The following is a 20793-nucleotide window of genomic DNA, read 5'->3' as shown; positions in this document are numbered from 1 at the left end:
CGGGCATATCCCGAGTGTGACGCGGTCCGCCCGGGAGCCTTTCGTAGGCTCGTCTCCATGCGTGTGCTCAGTCGACGTGCCGAACCCGACCTGGCGGTCCGGGTGGCCGGTGAACCCGACCGTGGCGTGCCGGTGGTGCTCGTCCACGGGATGGCGTCGGATCATTCGACCTGGCGGCCGCTCGCCGCGTCGTTGCGCCGGCAGGGTCGCGGTGTGGTCAGCGTCGACCTGCGCGGTCACGGCCGCAGCGGCCGGCCGGAGGGCCCGTATCGGCTCGACGACTTCCGCGACGACCTCGTCTACGTGCTCGACAACCTCGGTATCCACGTGGCCGACGTTGTCGGTCATTCACTCGGTGCCCACACCGCGCTGCGTCTGGCGATGTACGAACCGTCCCGCGTGCGTCGGATGGTCCTCGAGGAGGTCCCGCCGATGCCGCGGGACGAGGCCGATCTGTCCGAGGGCATCGCCATGAAGGCGACGCTCGGTGAGCAGATCCGCGGTTTCGTCGCGCTCGCACGCAACCCGTGGCCGGTCATCCGATTCGACGGCCGGATGGGCGACGAGATCGTCGCCGAGTTCGACGTCTGCGCCCCGGAGTGGTGGTCGGAGCTGCCGCGGGTCACTGCCTCGACGATGGTCATCTCGGGTGGTGAGCGCAGCTTCCTGCCGCCCCACCATCTACGGACCGTCAGCGAGGCCCTGCCCGACTCACGCTTCGTCACCCTCGACGCCGGGCACAGTGTGCACCGCGACCGCCGTGCGGAGTTCATCCGGCACGTCGAGGAGTTCCTGGGGCGTTAGGCCGCGGGCTTGTTGTGCAACGGTCGGGGATCGATGCCGACCTTCTGCCAGGCCTCGTAGGCCCAGGGGACGTAGAGGTACTTGAGCGGGAGCCGGTTGACCAGCGGGTTGATCGCGCGCATGAATGCGGCGAAGCGCTGGAAGTTCTTCTCCTTCTTGTCGTTCCACTCCAGGTCGCAGACATCGCGCATCTGTTGGGGGAGCGTCCCCACGATGACCGTGCGGATGAACGCGTTGAGCGGAGCCGACAGGACCTTCCAGACCGGGGCCGGGATCTTCTTCGGCCGTGGCAGCCCCTGGCGGATGTAGCCGGTCGCGTAGACGATCGTCTTGTGGGGGACGAAGCGGTTGAGCATGTCCTCCCAGTAGGCGACGAACTCCTCGTACGTCTGGGGCTGACCGCGGTCGCTCACGCCGTAGAGCTGATACCAGACCTTGCTCTCCTCGAAGATCTGGACCTTCTCGGCGTAGCTGAGGCGGCGGATGAACGTGTCGGTGATGTAGAGGACCTGGTCGACGAAGGTCGCGTGGGCCCAGTAGAAGAGCTCCGGGTTCAGCGCGTGATAGCGCGAGCCGTCGCTGATGGTGCCCTTGATGTCGCGATGGAAGTCGCGCACCGTGCGGCCCCACTTCTCGGGTTCGGTGCTGTACACGGTCTTCATCACCGGCGGCCCGGTGCGCTTCGCGCGGCCGAGGAAGTCGCTGAAGATCACCGAGTGGTCGAGGACGGCCTGCCCGAGCTGCTCGATGCAGTTCTCGGTGCCGGCCAGGCGCTGGAAGCCGAGGATGCCCCGCGAGTCGCCGTAGAACTTCCACACGAGTGAGTCGGCTCCGAGCCGCGGCCGCACGATCTCGCCGGCGGTGTCCGGGGTGTCGTCGACGATCATCGGTTCCGCCTCGCGGATACCGGCATCGAATCCCTGGTTGACTGACATGAGAGCGAGGGTAGCGGACTTGGAACAAACTGAAAAGGTTGTTCCATCGAATTCACATAACCCTCGTTCAAAGTTGACGCGAGTGACGCAGGAGGAAGCGATGACAGGCGAGTGGGAGATCCCGGACGTGGAGGACCTGCTCGCGGCGGCCGTGGTGGTCCGCCTTCCGATGAGGACCAGGTTTCGCGGGCTGACCTCCCGCGAGACGATGGTCTTCGCCGGCCCGGCCGGTTGGGGCGAGTTCGGTCCGTTCGTCGAATACGACGACGCGGAGGCGTCCGCCTGGCTACGCGCAGGCATCGAGGCCGCCTACCTCGGTCCGCCGCCCGCGGCCCGGGACACCGTGCCGGTCAACGCGACGGTGCCCGCGATCCCGGCCGACGAGGTGGCGGACCTGTTGAAGCGGTATCCCGGCGCGGGGACCGCGAAGGTGAAGGTCGCCGAACCGGGGCAGACCCTCGACGACGACGTCGCGCGGGTCGCGGCGACGCGTGAGGTGATCGGGCGGGTGCGGGTCGACGCCAACGGCGGCTGGTCGGTGGGCGAGGCGATCTCCGCCCTGCGCGCGATCGGCGACGTCGAGTACGCCGAACAGCCCTGCCGCACGGTCGAAGAACTGGCGCAGGTGCGGCGTGCGGTCGACGTTCCGATCGCTGCCGATGAATCCATCCGCAAGGCCGACGACCCTTTGCGCGTGGTGGCGGCGGATGCGGCCGATGTCGCGGTCGTCAAGGTTGCGCCCCTCGGGGGGATGCGAGCCACGCTCGAACTGGCCGACACCCTCGGCCTCCAGGTCGTGGTCTCGAGCGCCCTCGATTCTGCGGTCGGTATCGCGGCGGGGGTCGCCGCGGCCGCGGCACTGCCTCGACTCGACCTCGCGTGCGGACTCGGCACCGGCTCGCTCTTCACTGCCGACGTCGCACCGTCGTTCCTGATGCGCGACGGCGTCGTCGAACCGCGGTGGATCGGGCCCGGTACCGAAGTCGACGCCGCTGCCCATGCCGCCCCGGAGGACCGGAAGCAGTGGTGGGTGAATCGGCTGCGTCGATGTCATCGCCTGCTCGCCGAGGGATGAGTTAGGAACGCTTTTCCCAAATCGTCTCAATATGGTCTAGTATGCGATGTGGATCACATTGCGTAGGACTCCGTTCGGAAGGAGACGGTCATGGCATCGGTACTGGCAACCCCGCCGGCGGGTAGCGACCTCCAGGCCATTCCGTGCTCCGACCGCAACAGCTTCCTCGAGATCATGTCGATGCGGCGTGACCCGTTCGCCTTCGCCGACCGTCGCCGGGCGCAGTACGGCAGCGTCTCCGGACTGAACGCCTTCGGTGTGCAGATGGTCATGACCGGTAATCCGCGCGCCGCCCAGGAGCTCCTGATGAACAAGGACCGGGCCTTCGCCAACGGTCCGGCGTGGAGCTACTTCATCGGCCCCTTCTTCAACCGCGGCGTCATGCTGCTCGACTTCGACGAGCACCGTCATCACCGGCAGATACTGCAGCAGGCGTTCAGCACCACGGCGCTCAAGGGCTACATGCAGGAGATGCAGCCGATGATCGCCGAGCGCGTCGCGGAGTTCCCGGTCGGTTCGGTGAAGCTGTTCGAGCAGTTCAAGGCGCTCACGCTCGACCTTGCGCTCGAGGTCTTCCTGGGGCTGAACCTGCCCAGGGACGAGGCGGACCGGATCAACAAGGCGTTCATCGACACCGTCCGCGCAGGCGTTGCCTACGTGCGCAAACCCGTACCCGGTGGACGCTGGTGGAAGGGTCTACGTTCTCGCAAGGTCCTCGAGGAGTTCTTCTACGCCAACATCGCGGCCAAGCGTGCACGGGAGACACCGGATCTCTTCTCGGTCCTGTGTCACGCGGAAAGCGATGAGGGGCACAGCTTCTCCGACGAGGACGTGGTCAACCACATGATCTTCGTGCTCATGGCCGCGCACGACACCTCGACCATCACGATGACCCAGATGGCCTACAACATGGCCAAGCATCCCGAATGGCAGGACCGCGCCCGCGCCGAGTCTCTCGAACTCGGACCGGAACTCGGCTACGACGCTCTCGCCGGCATGACCGCCCTGGACCTGGTGATGAAGGAGTCGCTCCGACTGTGCCCGCCGGTCCCGGCGCAGCCCCGCATGGCGGTCAAGGACACCTCGATCGAGGGCTTCTATGTGCCCGAGGGGACCATCGTCACCACGTCATCTCTGTCCAGCCACCGGGATCCGGAGTTCTTCACCAACCCTGACATGTTCGACCCGGAGAGGTTCGGTCCCGAACGCGCCGAGGACAAGTCCCACCGGTTCGCCTGGATGCCATTTGGTGGTGGCGTTCACAAATGTATCGGCCTGTATTTTGGCCAGATGGAGATCAAGACGATCATGCATCACCTGCTCCGCGGGTACGAGTGGTCGGTACCGGCCGACTACGTGCTGCCCATGGACTACAGCGCGCTGCCCGTGCCCAAGGACAAGCTCCCCGTGACCCTCCGGCGTCGGTGAGTCACGTGTCGGACAATCTCGTGAAGGACACCGTGAACAGCGCTGCAAAGGGAAAGGGCGCTCGCTCGTCCAACCGCAAGGTGCGCAACACCGCCAGCCCGGCCGACCAGGAGGCGGCGATCCTCGCCGCCGCGGGTTCGGAGTTCGCCGAGGTCGGGGTGCGGCGCGCCAACATCGACGAGGTCGCGGCCCGTGCAGGCGTCAGCCGCAGCACTCTCTACCGACGCTTCCCCAACAAGGAGGCCCTCCTCTACGCCGTCGCCAACGACGCCTATGAGCGCGGCATGAAGAAGCTCGAGGAATCGGTCAAGGGCATGGGCCCCAAGGACGCCCTGGTCGAGGCCTTCGCGGTGGGCGCCGAGCTGGTCAAGTCCGATCCGTTGTTGAGTCGGATCGTCCTCACCGACTCCGAGATCAAGAGCGTCACCGCGAAGATGACGTCGCTGTTCATCGACATGGTCACCGACCGGGTTGCCGCCACGCTGCGCGACGAGGGTGCGCAGATGCCGGTGGAGGACCTGCTCGAGGCCGTCGAAATTCATGTGCGCCTGGTGATCTCGCTCCTGGAGACCCCGCCGTCGGACCCGGCCCGTACCGATCCGCAGCAGGCCCGTGTATTCGCCACGAAATTCCTCGCCCCGATGATCTGGTGATCGGCACCTGACTCTCGACGGCCGTGGCGCCGTCGCTCGCTTTCGATTCAACGACAACCACCCGAGGGGGAACCAATGAGCCTGCGCGACAAGCTGTCCCGGAAGCCTGATCACGACGCCATCCGAACGGCGCTGAAGGGCAAGGTCGTCGTGGTGACCGGTGGTGCACGCGGAATCGGATTCGAGACCGCGACGCAGCTGTTCCAGGCGGGTGCGAAGGTCGCCATCGGTGACGTCGACGGCGAGGCGGTGGGCAAGGCCGCCGCCGACCTGGGCATCGAGGGCATCGAGGTCGATGTCACGAAGCGGGAGTCCTTCGACGCCTTCCTCTCCGAGGTCGAATCCCGGCTCGGACCGATCGACGTCCTCGTGAACAACGCCGGCATCATGCCGGTCGGCCCGTTCCTGTCCTACGACGACACGATCATCCGACGCACCTACGACATCGACGTCCTCGGCGTCATCATCGGCTGTCAGGAAGCGGCCCGCCGGATGGCCCCGCGTCGTACCGGCCACATCGTCAACATCGCGTCGACGGCCGGCCGCATCCCGACCCCGGGTCTGACCATCTACAACGGCGCGAAGGCCGCGGTGATCGAGTTCTCCGAGGCCCTCGGCGCGGAGCTGGAGCCGGAGGGTGTCACCGTCAGCGCCGTCCTCCCGACCTTCACCCGCACCGCCCTGATCTCCGGCCTGCAGACCAACAAGTTCATCCAGACCGTCGCGCCCGAGGAGGTCGCGGCGATCGTGGTCGAGACCATCGCCCGCCCGGTGACCCGCGTGTACGCTCCGCGGTCGATGCGCTGGGCCGACTCCAGTCCGCTGTTCCCGCAAGCGATGAAGCGGTTCACCCGCAAGCTCACCAAGCTGGACTCGATCTTCCTGCGCCCCGACCAGGAGGCGCGCGCCGCCTATGCGAGTCGGATCCGCGGGGAGAAGATCGAGAACAAGCCGAACACGCGCCTGTCGTCGTAGAGAGAGCGAGTCGTTGAGGGGAGAGGCGCGGTCGGGCGGCGCGGAGATCGCCGCGGAACGTAGCGCCCGGCGTGATCTGCGCGAGGCGGTCGAAGAGTTGCACGCGCGCGAGGTCGACGCCGGCCTGCGTCGGCGGGTGCCGCAGCGCCGGTGGATTCTGGCGACGCTGGCGGCGGTCGTCGCCGTCGTGCTCGCCGGTGTCGCGGTGGTGGCGTGGTCCGACGCGCGGAATGCCCCGACCGACGACGACTTCGAGCGCGCGGCGGCCGACCGCGTCGCGGTGCTGATCGGACCGGACCATCGCGATCCGAGTCGCGCGCGCAAGATCCTCGCCGGTGCCACCGGTACCTTTTACGACGAATTCGCCCAGTCCGCCGACAGTTACAGCGCTTTCGTGCAGGCCAACGGATCGGTGTCGAAGTCCTCGGTGGACGGCACCGGGGTCTCCGCCCGCGACGGAGACAGTGCCACGGTTCTCGTCGCCGCGACCGTCGTGTTCGACGCCGCCGGCGAGACCGGGGAAGGGCAGGCACGCCGGTTCCGGCTTCGTGTGCTCGTGACCCCGGACGACGGCGCACTGAAACTCGGGGCGGTGCAATACCTTCCATGACCCCATCCGGATACATCTCGGCGCGCGCCGGAGCTCTCCGGCTGCTGGTGGCAGCGGTGGTGCTGGCCGCGGCGCTCGTCGCCGTGGGATTCGCGTGGCGTGCACACGCGGCGGGCGATGCTCTCCAGCAGAGCCGCGAGCAATTACGTGAACGCGCGGGAACGATCGTCGCCGACGTCTTCTCGGTGGATTCCTCACGGTGGCAGCAGGATCGGTCACGGGCTCGTGCGCTCGTCGCCCGCGACTTCCTCGACAGCTACGGTGCACAGCTCACCCGGCCCCCGGAGCAGGGGACGGCCGCCGTGGTGTGGCGGCCCGAGATCGTCAGCGTGGTCGACGCCGACGCCACCGAAGGGCAGGCGCTCCTCCGGGTGGCGGTGACCGTACGGCCGGACGCCCCCGCCCGAACCGACGCCGCTGCGACGACGATCCGCCGATCGGTGCTGGCCCGCTTCATCCGTGCCGACGACGAGTGGCTCCTCGCCGCGGCCGATGTGGTCGGGTGATGGCGGTGACCGATGCCGGGAGAACCGATGCCCCAGGAAACGATGCCCCAGGAAACAATGCCGCAGGAACCGATACCACTGGAACCGATGCTGTGAGAACGGATTCGACGACAACCGACTCGGCGGTCACGGCGCGTGTGCAGCTCGCCCGGGATCGGGTCGACGAGGCTCGACGGGAAGCGCGCGCGACCCGGATTGCCGCCGCACCCGCTCTCCGGGCACGTGCCGTGCGACGGACCCGACTTCTACGGACGGTCCTCATCGCCGCGGCGGTCGCCGTCGCGATCCTCGTGATCGTGGGTGCGGTCCTGGGATGGCAGATCCGCGGTCAGGGGGCCGAGGTCGAACGCCAGACGGAGGTGCTCGATTCCGCGCGAGCGGGCGTCGCGGCCATGCTGACCGCCGACCCGGCCGATCCGGTGGGTTTCGTGGACGGCGTACTCGCGGCGAGCACCGGCGCGCAGCGCGACCGCATCGAGAGCGCGCGTGACGCGCTGATCACCGAGGTGCGTACACAGACCGGGCGCAGTGTCGGACAAGTGGTCTCGGCCGGATTGGTGACCGATCCGCCGTCGGACGATGCGGGCACCACCGTGGATGTACTCGTCGTCGCCGACGCCACCAATCCGCTGCTGCTGGGTTCCGATGGAACGGATGAGCAGGCCGCTTCCGTCGACACGACCGCCGAACGGATCACCGCGCTGATCACCATGGAACGCACCGGTGACGGCTGGAAGATCGCGGGGGCGCGTCAGCCGTGAGTGACCTGCTGGAACCGCGCCCCACTCGCCGGCAACGTCGCCGGTTCGCCATCCTGGCCGCCGTCACGGTGGTGGCGCTCGTCGTCGCGCTGGTCGCGTGGATCGGGGTACTGCGATCGGACCCGGAGCCCGGAGAGGACGAGCGCGCCGCGATCCTGGCCGCGGCGGGCGGGGCGGTCGCCGCACTCATGACGTTCGGGCCGGACGACCCACCCGACCAGCGTCGACGAACAGACGCCTTGCTCGCCGATCCGTTGCGACTCGAGTACCGCAATCGCGGCGTCGACGTGGTGGTCCCGGGAGCGCGGGCCGCCTCGGTGTCGATGGTCGGACGAGTCGTCGGTACCGGTCTGAACGACAGCTCCGCCGAACGCGCGAGGGTCCTCGTGTTCGTGGACCAGACAGTGTCGGTCGGCGACGTCGAAAAATCCACGGGCTCTGGGGAACCAGCCGACGCGGAGGGTGAAACGACCCCTACCGCGAGGTGGGCACTTATGCGTAAGGTCGACGGGAATTGGCTGTTGTCCGACCTGCAACCGGTCGGAGACGTGACCCGCTGAGGCGCCGTCGCCGGGGTGCCATCGGGCATCCCGAGGGGAACGGTGACCGCGGGATGAGAGGGGACGAAAGATGAGTGGATCAGGCGCGGGCGTCGTGATCGTCGGGGCGGGCCTGGGCGGCATCAGGGTCGCGGAGAACCTGCGCAACAACGGGTTCGCCGATCCGATCACCCTGGTGGGGGCTGAGGACCATCCGCCCTACGATCGTCCGCCACTGTCGAAGTCGGTGCTCCTGGGCAAGGACGATCGCGTCGACCTCAAACCGGCGGAGTTCTACAGCGAATCCGACATCACCCTGCGTCTGGGCTCCGCGGTGACATCGGTGTCGCCGGCGGACAAAACCGTCACTCTGGCGTCCGGCGACACGCTCGCCTACGAAACCCTGGTGCTGGCCACCGGTCTCGATCCGCGGCCGTTCCCGGGCATCGCCGACGCCGTCGCGGGGGTACACATGATCCGCACCTACGACGACGCGGTCGCGCTGCGCGGTGAGATCGATTCCGCCTCGACCGCCGTGGTCATCGGCGCCGGTTTCATCGGCTGCGAGGTGGCCGCGAGCCTCACCTCGCGCGGGCTGAGCGTCAGCCTCGTCGAACCCGCCCCCACCCCGCTGGCGGTGGCGCTCGGCGAGGAGATCGGCAAGCTGGTCTCCCGACTCCACATCGACAACGGCGTGGATCTGCGCACCGGGGTCGGTGTGACCGAGATCGTCGTCACCGACGGTGCGAACGGGCCGAAGGTCACCGCGGTGAAGCTCGCCGACGGTACCGAACTCCCCGCTGACCTCGTGGTCGTCGGCATCGGTTCCACGCCCGTCACCGGCTATCTGGAAGGCTCCGGGATCGAACTGGCGCCGCGCGAGGTGGGCGGCGGAATCGCTTGCGATGCAACCGGACACGCCAGCGCCGAGAACGTCTACGCCCTCGGCGACGTCGCCAACTGGCGCGACGACGACGGCACCCCGCAGCGCGTCGAACACTGGAATCACACGGTCGATCAGGCCTCGGTCGTCGCGCACCAGATCACCGGCGGTGACGCCGTGACCGCGGCGGTCTCGTACTTCTGGAGCGACCAGTTCGATGTGAAGATCCAGGTGCTCGGTACGCCTCGCGCCGACGACACCGTGCACATCGTCTCCGACGACGGCAAGAAGTTCGTTGCCTATTACAGCCGGGACGGCATCCTCACCGGCGTCGTCGGCGCGGGCAAGGTCGGTGCGGTGATGAAGACACGGCCGAAACTGCAGACGCCGACACCCATCGCCGACCTGCTCTAGCGCCGGTGGGTGCCGAGTTGACGGCTGCGGCGGTGTGCGCTGCCGCTGCCGAGCTCGCCGACCCGCAGCGTGCCGTCGACCTGGCCAGGTTCTTCCAGGTCCGCCCAGGCGGTTACGGCGAGGGCGACGAGTTCATCGGCCTACGTGTGCCGCAGCAGCGGGCGATCGCCAAACGCTTCCGCGGCATCGACGCCGGCGAGGTTGTCTTCCTCCTGGATTCGCCGGTCCACGAACATCGGTTCATCGCGCTAGCCCTGCTCCGCGGCGAGTTCGAACAAGCCCTGCGGCGGCGATCCGGCCCGGACCGGGACGAGGCCGCGAAGTGGGTCGAGCTGTACCTCGACGCGGTGCATCGGGGCCGGGTGAACAACTGGGATCTCGTGGACTCCTCGGCCGATCCCGTACTCGGTGAGTCCTGCCGCCTGCGCAACGCTTCCGACGTCATCGTCGAACATGCCGCCGATGACGACCTGTGGCGGCGCCGTGTGGGGATCATCGCGACCTTCGCCCACATCAAACACGGTGACGCATCGGTACTTCTGGCGGTTGCGTCCCTTGTCCGCGACGATCGTCGGGACCTCATCCAGAAAGCGTTCGGATGGATGCTCCGGGAGACGGGCAAGCGCGTCGACGAGAAGACACTCCTGACGTACCTCGAGGAGAACGCCGCCCGGATGGGCCGCACCGCACTGGGTTACGCGATCGAGCACCGCAGCCCGGAGGAGCGCGCATACTTCCGCGGGCTGAGGTGAGTCAGCCCTCGCGCGCCACGCGGATGGCCGCCCAGATCATCGGGAACTGGAACGGCAGGCGTGCCAGGGCGACGATCCGGTAGGGCAGCGGCTTGTCCCGCCAGAGTCGCACCATGTTGAGGTTGGCGGGGTAGACGGCGAGGAACAACAGTGCCGACAGCGCCCCGGACAGGCGGCGGGTCCGCGGCACGAGAAGTCCGGCGCCCAAGCCGATCTCGGCGACACCGGACAGGTAGGTCAGTGTGCGCGGATCGCCGGGGATCTCCTCCGGGATGATCTCGTCGAAAGGCTTGGGTGCGACGAAATGGAGCACTCCGATGCCGAGGAGCATCACCGCCAGACCGCGCGCGAGTTGGAGCGGGTTCAGCCGAGACTTCCGGATGGTGGCCACGTCGTCGTGCTCCTTCGGGTTGTTCGGGGCTTCCGGTCAGAACTCGATCTTGAGCGAGTCCGAGGTCGGGTGGGCCTGGCAACCCAGGATGTACCCGTCCTCGATGTCTTCGGGGTCGAGCGCGCCGGCGTTGTCCATGTCGACCGAGCCCTCGGTGAGAGTGCAGGCGCACGAACCGCATTCGCCTTCCTGGCACGAGTACGGGGCGTCGAGCCCGGCGGCCAGCATCACGTCGATGAGTGTCCGCTTGCGCGGCCAGCTCAGGGTGTGGGTCTCGCCGTCGAGTTCGACCTCGACCGTGGCGGCGGACGCCTGGTCCTCCTCGCTGACCTCCTCGAGCTCGACGTCGGCGAACGGGTCGCCGGACAGCGAGTTGTACACCTCGGTGTGGACGTGGTGGTGCGGGAAGTCGGCCTGCGCCAAGGCTTTGTGGACGGCATCCATGAAGGGACCGGGACCGCACATGTAGGCGGTGTGGGTGGTCGAGTACGGCGCGAACACCGAAGCCAGAGCTGCTGCGCTGGGCAGCCCCTGCAGACTCTCCAGCCAGTGCACGACGGTGAGCCGGTCGGCGTGGGCGTGGAGGAGGTCGCGCAGCTCGGCGGCGAAGATCACGTCGCTCTCGGTGCGGTTCGCGTAGAAGAAGACGATCGATGCGCTGCTCTTCTTCAGCGCCGCCTTGAGGATCGACATCACCGGCGTCACGCCGCTGCCCGCGGCGATCAGGAGCAGCGGGTCATCGTAGGACTTGGGGGTGAAGACGCCCGACGGTGGCAGCACCTCGACCTGGGAGCCGGGGGCCAGGTTGTCGCAGACCCAGTTGCTGCCGTATCCGTCGACGGTGCGCTTGACGGTCACCTTGGGGCGGGCGTCGGTGTACGGCGACGATGCCAGCGAGTAGCAGCGCGCGACCGAACCGGTCTGCTCGCTCGGGATGCGCAGCGTGAGGAACTGTCCCGGCTTGTAATCGGTGAATGCGGACGACGACGTCTCGGGAACCTCGAAGGCAATGGACTTGGCATCGGACGTCTCATCGATCACCTCGGCCACCGTGAGGATCACGCTTCGTGAGCCGTGAGGGGTCAGGTCAGACATGTGGCAGCTCTCCGACGTCGAGGACCGGGGCGAACCGGACCGAATTAGAACACGTTCTACTTCAGGATAGCCCAATCGGTGGGTGCGCCACGAGGCCCTCTCGAGGCCGACGTGGTCGCGGTGCCGATCATGGCACGCGGGCCAGCGATGCGACACCGTTCGCGACGGTCCGCGCGCCGTCGGTGATCAGTTGCTCGAGGTCGGCGTCGGGGTCCGCCAGCCACTGCTCGTAGGCGGCGAGCGCGGCACCCAGGCACAACCACCCGATGGTCTGAGGCAGGTGATCGTTCTCGTCCAGGCCGAGTCGGGCCGCGCAGAACTCGGCGATGACGTGCCGCCAGTCGGCGTACATGATCATCGAATGTGCTTGGAGCGCCGGAACTCCCAGTAGCAGCGACATGCGTCGTCGGTGGTTCTCGAGCTCCTCCGGCGGCACCCGGTTGAACACCACCAGGGCATCCACGAGGGCATCGGCCATGGGGATGTCGGTGGGGATCTGGGCCAGGAGCCCGCGTAGCTCGCCCAGGTGGTCGTCGAACTCTCCCCAGGGGATCTCGTTCTTCGACGAGTAGTACCGGAAGAGCGTGCGACGCGCGATGCCCGCGGCCTCGGCGATGTCGTCGACGCTGGTCTCCTCGAAACCCCGGGTGGTGAACAGGCCGATCGCGAGCGCGCTGATCCGGGCGCGCGAAGAGATCGGGCGTCGCCCGGGTGTCCGCCCAGGGCTCGTGTCCTGCGGTGTTGTCTGGGTCATCGAGACCTCACCATATGGGATGCGCCCTCGCGCAGCGGTTGAACGTGCCCGAATCACCTGTCCGAACGGGCAGTTTTGCTCTACCGGTAGAAATCTGCACCGAGTGCCACTATAGTCCTTCGTGATCCGAGTCACTTAGAAGATCAGGAGGTATGGATCATGGCCGACCAGTCCGCCGTTACCGCTGCAAACTCGAACGAGACCGAACTCATCGCCGAGTCGCTCGTCGAAGAGGTGTCGATCGATGGGATGTGCGGGGTCTACTGATGTCAGCCCCGACATCGAATCCGACCTCCGGCGACCGTTCTGCGGTCGCCGGGGTCCGGTTCGACACCCCAGCCCCCGATGCCCCCGCCGGCTTCGACACGTTCGCCGCGTGGGAGCTCAACCCGAAGGTGGCGCTGCGCCCCGAGCCGTTCGGCGCCCTGCTCTACCACTTCGGTACCCGTAAGCTCTCGTTCCTCAAGAACCTCACCGTGGTCGGGATCGTCTCGTCGCTCGCCGATCACGACTCCGCCGAGGCAGCCCTCCTCGCCGCGGGTGTCACGCCCGCACAGCGGCCTCTGTACGTGCAGGCGCTCACCGCGCTGGCCGACAGCGCGATGATCACGCCTCGCGCGGCCTGACCGACCACCACCGCCGATCGACAGCCCCCGATCGGTACCCCGCTTCCGCCCCGACCCTAGGACCGACACGATGACGACCATCGAGATGCCGCCCACCGCAGCCGAACTCGTGACCTCCCAGCGGGCGAGCGCGCCCGCCGACCAGGTGCCCAAGGTCGGCCGCCTCGTCGACCAGTTCGAGCGCGGCCTCGACGCGCCGATCTGCCTGACGTGGGAACTCACCTACGCCTGCAACCTGGCATGCGTGCACTGCCTGTCCTCGTCGGGCAAGCGCGACCCGCGCGAGCTGTCGACCGAACAGTGCAAGGCGATCATCGACGAACTGCAGCGCATGCAGGTCTTCTACGTGAACATCGGCGGCGGTGAGCCGACGGTGCGCCCCGACTTCTGGGAGCTCGTCGACTACGCCACCAGCCATCAGGTGGGAGTCAAGTTCTCCACCAACGGTTTGCGCATTGACAAGAAGGTCGCCGCACGCCTGGCCGCGTCGGACTACGTCGACGTCCAGATCTCCCTCGACGGCGCGACCGCGGAGGTCAACGACGCCGTGCGCGGCCCCGGTTCCTTCGACATGGCGGTCCGGGCACTCGAGAACCTGGCCGAGGCCGGCTTCAAGGACGCCAAGATCAGCGTCGTCATGACGCGGCAGAACGTCGCGCAGCTCGACGAGTTCAAGGCGCTGGCCGATCGGTACGACGCCACCCTGCGCATCACCCGCCTGCGTCCGTCGGGCCGTGGCGCCGACGTGTGGGACGACCTGCACCCGCTGCCCGAGCAGCAGCGTGAACTCTACGATTGGCTTGTCGCACACGGTGATCGCGTGCTGACCGGAGACTCGTTCTTCCACCTGTCGGCCTTCGGCGGGGACTCCGGTGGCGGTCTGCCCGGCCTCAACCTCTGCGGTGCGGGGCGCGTCGTGTGCCTCATCGACCCGGTCGGCGACGTGTACGCCTGCCCGTTCGCGATCCACGAGAACTTCCTGGCCGGGAACATCCTCTCGGACGGCGGGTTCCAGGAGATCTGGCAGCGTTCGGATCTGTTCACCGAACTGCGTGAACCGCAGAATGCCGGTGCCTGCACCAAGTGTGCGCACTTCGACGCCTGCCGCGGTGGCTGCATGGCCGCCAAGTTCTTCACCGGTCTGCCGCTGGCCGGACCGGATCCCGAGTGCGTGCAGGGTTACGGCGAGGAACTGCTCGCCGGCGAACGCACCAAACCGACGGCGAACAAGGATCATTCGCGCGGAACCCCGCTGACGCTGATGACCCGTCGACCCGACGGGGACCTCACCCCGATCGGTCGGCCCACCAAGTCCTGTGATGAGAACCCGCTCGCCGGGTTCACCCCTGCTGCGCGGTAATCCGCCCGCGGCCCAACAGTGTCGAGTCCTCCCCGGGGTACACGGGTACCCCGGGCGATGGCACGCATCCGAGAAGTGAGTGAGTAGGAGAAATGGCTCTCAACCCCTGGGCGAAAAACCCCTGGTTCGAAACGGTGACCGAGGCCCAGCGCCGGGCGAAGAAGCGACTGCCGAAGTCGGTCTACTCGTCGCTGGTCGCCGGCACGCAGGCCGGTGTGACCGTCGACGACAATGTGCAGGCCTTCAACGAACTGGGTTGGGCGCCACACGTTGTCGGCGCACAGCCGGAGCGCGAGATGACCACCTCGGTGATGGGGCAGGAGCTGTCCTTCCCGGTGATGATCTCGCCCACCGGTGTGCAGGCCGTCGACCCCGAGGGTGAGGTCGCCGTCGCACGTGCCGCGGCAGCGCGTGGTACCGCGATGGGCCTGTCGAGCTTCGCCTCGCACGCCGTCGAAGAGGTCACCGCCGTCAACGACAAGGTGTTCTTCCAGATCTACTGGCTCGGCAGCCGCGAGGACATCCTCCGCCGCGCCGAGCGCGCACGGGCCGCCGGCGCGAAGGGTCTCATCGTCACGACCGACTGGGTGTTCAACGTCGGCCGCGACTGGGGCAGCCCGGAGATCCCCGAGAAGGTGAACCTGAAGGCGCTGGTGCGTCTCGGCCCGGAGATCGCGGTCAAGCCGCGGTATGCGCTGGACTGGGTCAAGGGCGGCAAGATCACCATCCCCGACCTCACCGCGCCGAACCTCACCCCGCAGGGTGTCCCCGGCCCGACGTTCTTCGGCGCCTACGGCGAGTGGATGGGCACACCGCCGCCCACCTGGGAGGACCTGCAGTGGCTGCGTGAGCAGTGGGGCGGACCGTTCATGGTCAAGGGCATCACCCGCCTGGATGACGCCAAGCGCGCCGTCGACATCGGCGCGACGGCGATCTCGGTGTCCAACCACGGCGGCAACAACCTCGACGGCACCCCGGCGACGATCCGTCTGCTGCCCGACATCGCCGATGCGGTCGGCAACGACATCGAGGTCCTCCTCGACGGTGGCATCCGCCGCGGCAGCGACGTCGCCAAGGCCCTGGCCCTCGGCGCCCGCGCCGTGATGATCGGCCGCGCCTACCTGTGGGGTCTCGCCGCCAACGGCCAGGCAGGCGTCGAGAACGTCCTCGATCTGATGCGTATGGGACTCGACGGCGCGCTGATGGGACTGGGGCACAAGAGCGTCGACGATCTCTCCGCCGACGATCTGATCATCCCGGACGACTTCAAGCGGTCCTTCGGCCACGTCTGATCCGAACGAACACACACCCCGCCCGCCGCCGGAGATCCGGTCGGCGGGCGGGGGTGTCTCGGTCCCCGTTCTCCGGTGGAACCCGTGCGAAACACCTCCCGCGACAGAACTAGAACGTGTTACAGTTCGGCCATGGGACAGTTCGACGGCAAGGTCGTCTACATCACCGGCATCGCCCGTGGTCAGGGCCGTAATCACGCGGTCAGGTTCGCCCGTGAGGGCGCCGCGATCGTGGGTCTCGACATCGCGGGTCCGATCATCGACCACGCAACCTACCCGCCCGCCACGGCCGAGGATCTCGAAGAGACGATCCGGCTCGTCGAGGGCGTTGGCGGCAAGATCCTTGCGCGGCAGGGGGATACGCGGGACCTCGCGTTCCAGCAGCAACTGGTCGCGGATGCGGTGGAGCAGTTCGGCCGGCTTGATCACGTCATCGCCAACGCCGGCGTGCTCACCTGGGGATCGGTCTGGGAGCTGACCGAGGAGCAGTTCACCGACGTCGTCGACATCAACCTCGTCGGCGCCTGGAAGACGCTCAAGGCCACGGTCCCGGCGATGCTCGAGGCCGGCAACGGCGGCTCGATCACCATCATCAGCTCGGTCGCAGGACTGAAGGCGATGCCGATGCAGGCGTCGTACTCGGCGTCCAAGCACGGCCTCGTCGGCCTGGCGCAGACCGCGGCCAAGGAACTCGGTCACCACCGGATCCGCGTCAACAGCGTGCACCCCTACGCGGTCGACACCCCGATGGGAGTCGCCGACACCGAAGCCCATCGACTCTTCGAAAAGCCGTGGGTCACCCCGCATTTCGTGTCGATGCTGGATTACCACCCGGTCGCGGCGTGCGACGAGATCTCCGACGCCGTCCTGTACCTGTCCTCCGACAGCGCCAAGGGCATCACGGGCGCCGAGTTCCAGATCGACATGGGGCACTCGAAGGTCTAGACGCCGACCCCTCGGACACGAAAATCGCCACCTCCCTCACGGAGGTGGCGATCTTCGTATCCGGTGACGGATCAGGCCCAGAGGGTCTTCGGGTCGACGGCCTCGGTCGACGGGCCGGCCGGGGTCTCCGGCTGGGTGCGCGAGAAGCGCGGGGCGACCTGTGCCTGGGTGACGCCGTCGATGTCGATCAGGTTGGCGCGCGCGGCCATGTGCGGATCGGCGGGCGCCTCGGCGAAGGTCAGCACCGGCGAGGTGCAGGCGTCGGTGCCGTCGAAGACCTTGGCCCACTCGTCACGGGTGCGGGACTTGAAGGTCTCGGTGAAGATCTCCTTCAGCTTGCCCCAGTTCGCGATGTCGTTCTGTGCCGGCAGGTCGGCGTCGGCCAGGCCCAGGCCCTTGAGCAGCTCGGCGTAGAACTGCGGCTCGATGGCGCCGACGGCCATGTACTTGCCGTCCGAGGTCTCGTAGACCTCGTAGTAGGGGGCGCCGGTGTCGAGCATGTTGGTGCCGCGGGTGTCGCTCCACAGGCCGGTGCCGCGGAACGCCCACATCATCTGTCCCAGAACGGAAGCGCCGTCGACCATGGCGGCGTCGACGACCTGTCCCTTGCCGGAGATGCCGCGCTCGAGCAGAGCGGCGAGCACGCCCACGACGAGGAACATCGATCCGCCGCCGAAGTCGCCGGCGAGGTTGAGCGGCGGCACCGGACGATCGTCCTTGCGTCCGATTGCGTGGAGCAGGCCGGTCAGCGAGATGTAGTTGATGTCGTGGCCGGCGAGGTTGGCACGGGGGCCTTCCTGTCCCCAGCCGGTCATACGGCCGTACACGAGGCCGGGATTGACCTCGGTGAGGTCATCGGGGCCGAAACCGAGACGTTCCATGACGCCGGGGCGGAAACCCTCGATGATGACGTCAGCCTTGGCGACGAGATCGAGGATCGTCGCGCGATCGGTCTCGTCCTTCAGATTGGCCTCGACGACGCGACGGCCGCGCAGCAGCGCATCAGCGTTCACGCCGGGCTTGGGGAGCGTGCCGGGGCGCTGGACACGGACCACATCGGCACCGAGGTCGGCGAGCAGCATGGCCGCGTGGGGTCCCGGGCCGATACCTGCGAACTCGATGACCCGGATGGAGCTGAGTGGGCCGGGTTTTCCGCTGTTGTGGGGTGTCGTACTGCTCATGTGTCGTCCTCCGGTCGTTGTACCGCCACTGTGTCAGGCGTCACGTGTCACGCAATAGCATTCCATAACCGATCGAACGCTCGTCAATGTGGTCGGCACGACGTTTTCGGCCCGTTTTTCTCGCTGTTTTTGGGCCGAGGGGCAGAAGCTTGGGAGCGCGATGGCTAGCATTGGTCAGATGACAGGACCGTCGACGCTGGGGCAGTGCAGCTGGCCGGACCTCGATGGAAAGGTGATCACTCTCGTGGTACCTCTCGGTTCTGTCGAGCAGCACGGTCCGCACCTGCCTCTGGACACCGACACGCGTATCGCCACGGCAGTGGCCGACGCCGTCTGTGAGCGCCTCGGGGATTCCGACATCCTCCGTGCGCCCGACCTCAATTACGGCGCGAGCGGCGAACACGAGGGCTTTGCCGGGACGATCTCCATCGGTCACGACGCACTGCGCGGGATGCTCATCGAGTACGGACGCAGTGCCTGCCGGTGGGCGCGGCGCATCGTGTTCGTGAACGGACACGGCGGCAACACCCGGACCCTGATCGACGCGGTGACCCGCCTCCGGTACGAGGGGCGGGATGCCGCCTGGTTCCCGTGCGCCTTCCCGGGCGCGGACGCACATGCCGGTTTCACGGAAACCTCGGTGCTGCTACATGTCTCGCCGTCATCGGTCGACACGTCGCGGGCGGTCGCCGGTAATCGTGAGCCGGTCGGCGCGCTTCTCGGTGCCATGCGTGAGGGCGGTGTCGGGGCGGTCAGCCCCAACGGCGTGCTGGGCGATCCCACCGAGGCCTCCGCCGACGAGGGCCGGCGCCTGGTGGCCGAGGTGACCGATCGCCTCGGTGCGGCGCTCGTCTCCTGGCAGGTCGACGACCAGGGGCGACTCGGATGACCGCGCTCGACGATTCGGCCCCTCGCGGCAGTGGTTCGGCCCAGGGCATCAGTGGCGACGACGCGACCGAGGGCAGGGACGTGACCGACAGGAACCCGGCCGATGAGGACACGCTCGGCAGCGAAGCCATCGCCGACGGCGAAACGGTTGGTGCACAGACGGTTTCGGAGGACAGTCCGGGTGGCGATGCCGACACCGCGGACGCGGCGTCCTCGGAGAACCGCACCGACCTCCCGGATGGTTTCCAGGTCCAGATCGACCTGCGGTCTGCGCGCGGCGGTGACCTTCGATACCTGGTCGGAGGCTCGCCGACGCGGCTGATGCGCATGTCCGACACCGCGCTGGGGATGACCTCCGACGACGGCCGAATCGAGGTGTGCGACAACGTGACCCGTCGTCTCGCGCGCGCTCTCCTGGATGCCGGGGTCGCCAACCCGCGTCCGATGTTCGGTCCGAAACCTGCCGACGTCACCGTGGTGATCCCGGTCAAGGACAATCAGGCCGGCGTCGACCGCCTCCTCGATGCACTCGACGGTCTGACCGTCGTCGTCGTCGACGACGGGTCGGACGTCCCGATCGGCGCCGACCGACCGGGCGTGAGCGTCATCCGATTCGACGAGAACCGTGGCCCTGCTGCGGCCCGGAACGCCGGAGCGGCCGCTGCCACCACGGATTTCGTGGCCTTCCTCGATTCCGACGTCGTGCCCGACCCGGACTGGCTGACGGTTCTGCTCACCCACTTCTCCGACCCCACGGTGGGGATCGTGGCCCCGCGGATCGTCGGACTCCGGTCCGCCGACCGGTCGTCCTCGCTGGCCGAGCGCTACGAGAACGGCTGGTCCTCGCTGGACATGGGTCCCGAGGAGTCCGCGGTCCTGCCGTCCACCCGGGTCCCCTATGTTCCCAGTGCGGCAATTGTCGTGCGGCGCAGTGCATTCTGCGGATTCGACGAGTCGCTCAGGGTCGCCGAGGATGTGGATGCATGCTGGCGTATGCACGCTGCAGGGTGGCGTATACGGTACGACCCGGTCGCGCGGGTGGCACACGACCATCGCACCGACATGCGGTCGGTGCTGTCCCGGCGATGCTTCTACGGGACCGGAGCGGCCCACCTCGCCGCACGCCACGGAAACCGTGCCGCCCCGCTGGTGATGTCGGTGCCGATGGCCGCGGCCGTCGCCGCCCTGTTGACCCGCACCCGCTTCGGCGCCGCGCTGGCGATGCTGATCCTGACCCATCTCGCGACCCGGCTTCGCAAGCGGCTGGGCGACCTGCCGTCGGCGCCGCTCGTCTCGGCGCAACTCACCGGCCGGGCCGCGGGCTTCGGACTGCTCCAGGCGGCTGATGCGATCTGCCGGCACTACTGGCCGGTGGCCCTGCTGATGGCCCTCGTGTCGAGACGGTTCCGCACGCTCGCGATCCAGGTGGCGATCGTCGAGGGGGTGGTGTCCTGGTTCCGGGACCTCCTCGCCGACCCGACGACCCCGCCGGCCCTGGGACCGTTCCGCTACCTGATGATGCGCCGCCTCGACGACCTCGCCTATGGCGCGGGTCTGTGGCAGGGCGTCATCACCCACCGAGACGCGGAGGCGTTGCGCCCGGTCATCTCCCGATGACATTGCCCCGCAATGCGCATCTGATCCCTCATGTCATGAGCGAGGTGTCATGAGCGCAGATGTGATGATTGCCGACGTCGTCATCGTCGGTGCGGGGAGCGCCGGTTGCGTCCTCGCGGAGAGGTTGTCGCGGGAACCCGGGCGGAACGTCGTGCTGCTCGAGCGGGGACCCGGGCGGTGGCCGGGCCCGGAGGAGCGGGACCTCCGACGTCTGCCCATCGGCGACCACGCGCCCTACGCGGTCCGGCACGCCACCGATCTCGACGGTCTCACCGCCGCGCGGGGGTGCGCGGTCGGGGGCTCCTCCGC

24 protein-coding genes are annotated in these 20793 nt (G+C 67.8%); 19 read left to right on the top strand and 5 right to left on the bottom strand.

Annotated features, from left to right (window positions below; all coding sequences use genetic code 11):
• Nucleotides 1–57: 57 nt before the first annotated feature.
• Complete coding sequence (locus tag OK17_RS04180; protein WP_232718283.1) at nt 58–804, top strand: alpha/beta fold hydrolase; 747 nt, start codon at nt 58–60, stop codon at nt 802–804.
• Here OK17_RS04180 and OK17_RS04175 read toward each other — a convergent pair.
• Entirely contained in the window at nt 801–1739 is a 939-nt protein-coding gene (locus OK17_RS04175; protein WP_232718284.1) for an oxygenase MpaB family protein, read from the bottom strand. The genes OK17_RS04180 and OK17_RS04175 overlap by 4 nt on opposite strands.
• Before the next feature lie 100 nt (nt 1740–1839).
• Here OK17_RS04175 and OK17_RS04170 point away from each other — a divergent pair, with 100 nt between their 5' ends.
• The 10 genes from OK17_RS04170 to OK17_RS04125 all read left to right on the top strand — a co-directional run bounded on the left by OK17_RS04170 (nt 1840) and on the right by OK17_RS04125 (nt 10335).
• Nucleotides 1840–2814, top strand: a complete 975-nt coding sequence (locus OK17_RS04170) for an o-succinylbenzoate synthase (RefSeq protein WP_232718285.1) — start codon at nt 1840–1842, stop codon at nt 2812–2814.
• A 90-nt stretch (nt 2815–2904) separates the two neighbouring features.
• Nucleotides 2905–4242 (top strand): cytochrome P450, encoded by a 1338-nt coding sequence (locus OK17_RS04165; RefSeq protein ID WP_232718286.1) that lies wholly within the window; start codon nt 2905–2907, stop codon nt 4240–4242.
• Nucleotides 4243–4247: 5 nt separating this feature from the next.
• Nucleotides 4248–4895, top strand: a complete 648-nt coding sequence (locus OK17_RS04160; RefSeq protein ID WP_232718287.1) for a TetR/AcrR family transcriptional regulator — start codon at nt 4248–4250, stop codon at nt 4893–4895.
• Between the two features lie 75 nt (nt 4896–4970).
• Complete coding sequence (locus OK17_RS04155) at nt 4971–5870, top strand: SDR family oxidoreductase (protein ID WP_232718288.1); 900 nt, start codon at nt 4971–4973, stop codon at nt 5868–5870.
• A gap of 13 nt (nt 5871–5883) precedes the next feature.
• Entirely contained in the window at nt 5884–6480 is a 597-nt protein-coding gene (locus OK17_RS04150) for a hypothetical protein (protein WP_232718289.1), read from the top strand.
• Nucleotides 6477–6986, top strand: a complete 510-nt coding sequence (locus OK17_RS04145; RefSeq protein ID WP_232718290.1) for a hypothetical protein — start codon at nt 6477–6479, stop codon at nt 6984–6986. The genes OK17_RS04150 and OK17_RS04145 overlap by 4 nt, the downstream gene beginning before the upstream one ends.
• Before the next feature lie 92 nt (nt 6987–7078).
• Complete coding sequence (locus OK17_RS04140) at nt 7079–7747, top strand: hypothetical protein (RefSeq protein WP_232718291.1); 669 nt, start codon at nt 7079–7081, stop codon at nt 7745–7747.
• Complete coding sequence (locus tag OK17_RS04135; RefSeq protein WP_461416749.1) at nt 7744–8307, top strand: hypothetical protein; 564 nt, start codon at nt 7744–7746, stop codon at nt 8305–8307. Before OK17_RS04140 ends, OK17_RS04135 begins: the two co-directional genes overlap by 4 nt.
• Nucleotides 8308–8377: 70 nt before the next feature.
• Nucleotides 8378–9583, top strand: a complete 1206-nt coding sequence (locus tag OK17_RS04130) for an NAD(P)/FAD-dependent oxidoreductase (RefSeq protein ID WP_461416748.1) — start codon at nt 8378–8380, stop codon at nt 9581–9583.
• A gap of 5 nt (nt 9584–9588) precedes the next feature.
• Nucleotides 9589–10335 carry a DNA alkylation repair protein gene (locus tag OK17_RS04125; protein WP_461416747.1) on the top strand — a complete coding sequence of 249 codons (747 nt, stop codon included), beginning with the start codon at nt 9589–9591 and terminating at the stop codon, nt 10333–10335.
• Nucleotide 10336: 1 nt separating this feature from the next.
• Here the strand turns inward: OK17_RS04125 and OK17_RS04120 are convergent, their stop codons facing one another.
• The 3 genes from OK17_RS04120 to mftR form a co-directional block, all read right to left on the bottom strand.
• Nucleotides 10337–10666, bottom strand: a complete 330-nt coding sequence (locus OK17_RS04120) for a DoxX family protein (RefSeq protein ID WP_461416796.1) — start codon at nt 10664–10666, stop codon at nt 10337–10339.
• Nucleotides 10667–10762: 96 nt separating this feature from the next.
• On the bottom strand, nt 10763–11821 hold the full coding sequence (locus OK17_RS04115; protein WP_461416746.1) for a 2Fe-2S iron-sulfur cluster-binding protein: 1059 nt from the start codon (nt 11819–11821) through the stop codon (nt 10763–10765).
• Between the two features lie 127 nt (nt 11822–11948).
• The gene (gene mftR, locus OK17_RS04110; RefSeq protein WP_461416745.1) at nt 11949–12575 is read right to left on the bottom strand and encodes a mycofactocin system transcriptional regulator; all 627 of its coding nucleotides are present in this window, start codon (nt 12573–12575) and stop codon (nt 11949–11951) included.
• Nucleotides 12576–12734: 159 nt separating this feature from the next.
• On the opposite strand from mftR, the gene mftA reads away from it, so the two are divergent.
• From mftA to OK17_RS04085, 5 genes are all read left to right on the top strand, one after another.
• A complete protein-coding gene (mftA, locus tag OK17_RS04105) occupies nt 12735–12842 on the top strand; it encodes a mycofactocin precursor MftA (RefSeq protein ID WP_035753529.1) in 108 nt (35 codons plus the stop codon).
• Entirely contained in the window at nt 12842–13201 is a 360-nt protein-coding gene (gene mftB, locus OK17_RS04100; protein ID WP_232718298.1) for a mycofactocin biosynthesis chaperone MftB, read from the top strand. Before mftA ends, mftB begins: the two co-directional genes overlap by 1 nt.
• Before the next feature lie 70 nt (nt 13202–13271).
• A complete protein-coding gene (mftC, locus tag OK17_RS04095) occupies nt 13272–14561 on the top strand; it encodes a mycofactocin radical SAM maturase (protein WP_006866091.1) in 1290 nt (429 codons plus the stop codon).
• 92 nt (nt 14562–14653) lie between these two features.
• Complete coding sequence (mftD, locus tag OK17_RS04090) at nt 14654–15853, top strand: pre-mycofactocin synthase MftD (protein ID WP_461416744.1); 1200 nt, start codon at nt 14654–14656, stop codon at nt 15851–15853.
• A gap of 132 nt (nt 15854–15985) precedes the next feature.
• Nucleotides 15986–16798 carry a mycofactocin-coupled SDR family oxidoreductase gene (locus tag OK17_RS04085; RefSeq protein WP_006866089.1) on the top strand — a complete coding sequence of 271 codons (813 nt, stop codon included), beginning with the start codon at nt 15986–15988 and terminating at the stop codon, nt 16796–16798.
• A 71-nt stretch (nt 16799–16869) separates the two neighbouring features.
• Here the strand turns inward: OK17_RS04085 and OK17_RS04080 are convergent, their stop codons facing one another.
• On the bottom strand, nt 16870–17979 hold the full coding sequence (locus OK17_RS04080; RefSeq protein ID WP_232718300.1) for a CaiB/BaiF CoA transferase family protein: 1110 nt from the start codon (nt 17977–17979) through the stop codon (nt 16870–16872).
• A gap of 178 nt (nt 17980–18157) precedes the next feature.
• Here OK17_RS04080 and mftE point away from each other — a divergent pair, with 178 nt between their 5' ends.
• The 3 genes from mftE to OK17_RS04065 form a co-directional block, all read left to right on the top strand.
• Nucleotides 18158–18868 carry a mycofactocin biosynthesis peptidyl-dipeptidase MftE gene (gene mftE, locus OK17_RS04075; protein WP_232718301.1) on the top strand — a complete coding sequence of 237 codons (711 nt, stop codon included), beginning with the start codon at nt 18158–18160 and terminating at the stop codon, nt 18866–18868.
• Nucleotides 18865–20484 (top strand): mycofactocin biosynthesis glycosyltransferase MftF, encoded by a 1620-nt coding sequence (gene mftF, locus OK17_RS04070; RefSeq protein WP_461416743.1) that lies wholly within the window; start codon nt 18865–18867, stop codon nt 20482–20484. Before mftE ends, mftF begins: the two co-directional genes overlap by 4 nt.
• A gap of 49 nt (nt 20485–20533) precedes the next feature.
• Nucleotides 20534–20793, top strand: a 260-nt coding sequence (locus OK17_RS04065; protein ID WP_461416742.1) for a lycopene cyclase family protein, incomplete at its 3' end; no start/stop codon positions are given.

Source organism: Gordonia sp. GN26, assembly GCF_054823965.1.
This window is presented reverse-complemented; position numbering and strand designations above follow the sequence as displayed.

Excerpts from the sequence above, each read along its gene's own strand:
- OK17_RS04180 (WP_232718283.1), top strand. The coding sequence starts at position 58 with ATGCGTGTGCTCAGTCGACGTGCCGAACCCGACCTGGCGGTCCGGGTG.
- OK17_RS04175 (WP_232718284.1), bottom strand. The coding sequence starts at position 1,739 with ATGTCAGTCAACCAGGGATTCGATGCCGGTATCCGCGAGGCGGAACCG.
- OK17_RS04170 (WP_232718285.1), top strand. The coding sequence starts at position 1,840 with ATGACAGGCGAGTGGGAGATCCCGGACGTGGAGGACCTGCTCGCGGCG.
- OK17_RS04165 (WP_232718286.1), top strand. The coding sequence starts at position 2,905 with ATGGCATCGGTACTGGCAACCCCGCCGGCGGGTAGCGACCTCCAGGCC.
- OK17_RS04155 (WP_232718288.1), top strand. The coding sequence starts at position 4,971 with ATGAGCCTGCGCGACAAGCTGTCCCGGAAGCCTGATCACGACGCCATC.
- OK17_RS04145 (WP_232718290.1), top strand. The coding sequence starts at position 6,477 with ATGACCCCATCCGGATACATCTCGGCGCGCGCCGGAGCTCTCCGGCTG.
- OK17_RS04130 (WP_461416748.1), top strand. The coding sequence starts at position 8,378 with ATGAGTGGATCAGGCGCGGGCGTCGTGATCGTCGGGGCGGGCCTGGGC.
- OK17_RS04120 (WP_461416796.1), bottom strand. The coding sequence starts at position 10,666 with ATGCTCCTCGGCATCGGAGTGCTCCATTTCGTCGCACCCAAGCCTTTC.
- OK17_RS04115 (WP_461416746.1), bottom strand. The coding sequence starts at position 11,821 with ATGTCTGACCTGACCCCTCACGGCTCACGAAGCGTGATCCTCACGGTG.
- mftR (WP_461416745.1), bottom strand. The coding sequence starts at position 12,575 with ATGACCCAGACAACACCGCAGGACACGAGCCCTGGGCGGACACCCGGG.
- mftA (WP_035753529.1), top strand. The coding sequence starts at position 12,735 with ATGGCCGACCAGTCCGCCGTTACCGCTGCAAACTCGAACGAGACCGAA.
- mftB (WP_232718298.1), top strand. The coding sequence starts at position 12,842 with ATGTCAGCCCCGACATCGAATCCGACCTCCGGCGACCGTTCTGCGGTC.
- mftC (WP_006866091.1), top strand. The coding sequence starts at position 13,272 with ATGACGACCATCGAGATGCCGCCCACCGCAGCCGAACTCGTGACCTCC.
- mftD (WP_461416744.1), top strand. The coding sequence starts at position 14,654 with ATGGCTCTCAACCCCTGGGCGAAAAACCCCTGGTTCGAAACGGTGACC.
- OK17_RS04085 (WP_006866089.1), top strand. The coding sequence starts at position 15,986 with ATGGGACAGTTCGACGGCAAGGTCGTCTACATCACCGGCATCGCCCGT.
- OK17_RS04080 (WP_232718300.1), bottom strand. The coding sequence starts at position 17,979 with ATGAGCAGTACGACACCCCACAACAGCGGAAAACCCGGCCCACTCAGC.
- mftE (WP_232718301.1), top strand. The coding sequence starts at position 18,158 with ATGACAGGACCGTCGACGCTGGGGCAGTGCAGCTGGCCGGACCTCGAT.
- mftF (WP_461416743.1), top strand. The coding sequence starts at position 18,865 with ATGACCGCGCTCGACGATTCGGCCCCTCGCGGCAGTGGTTCGGCCCAG.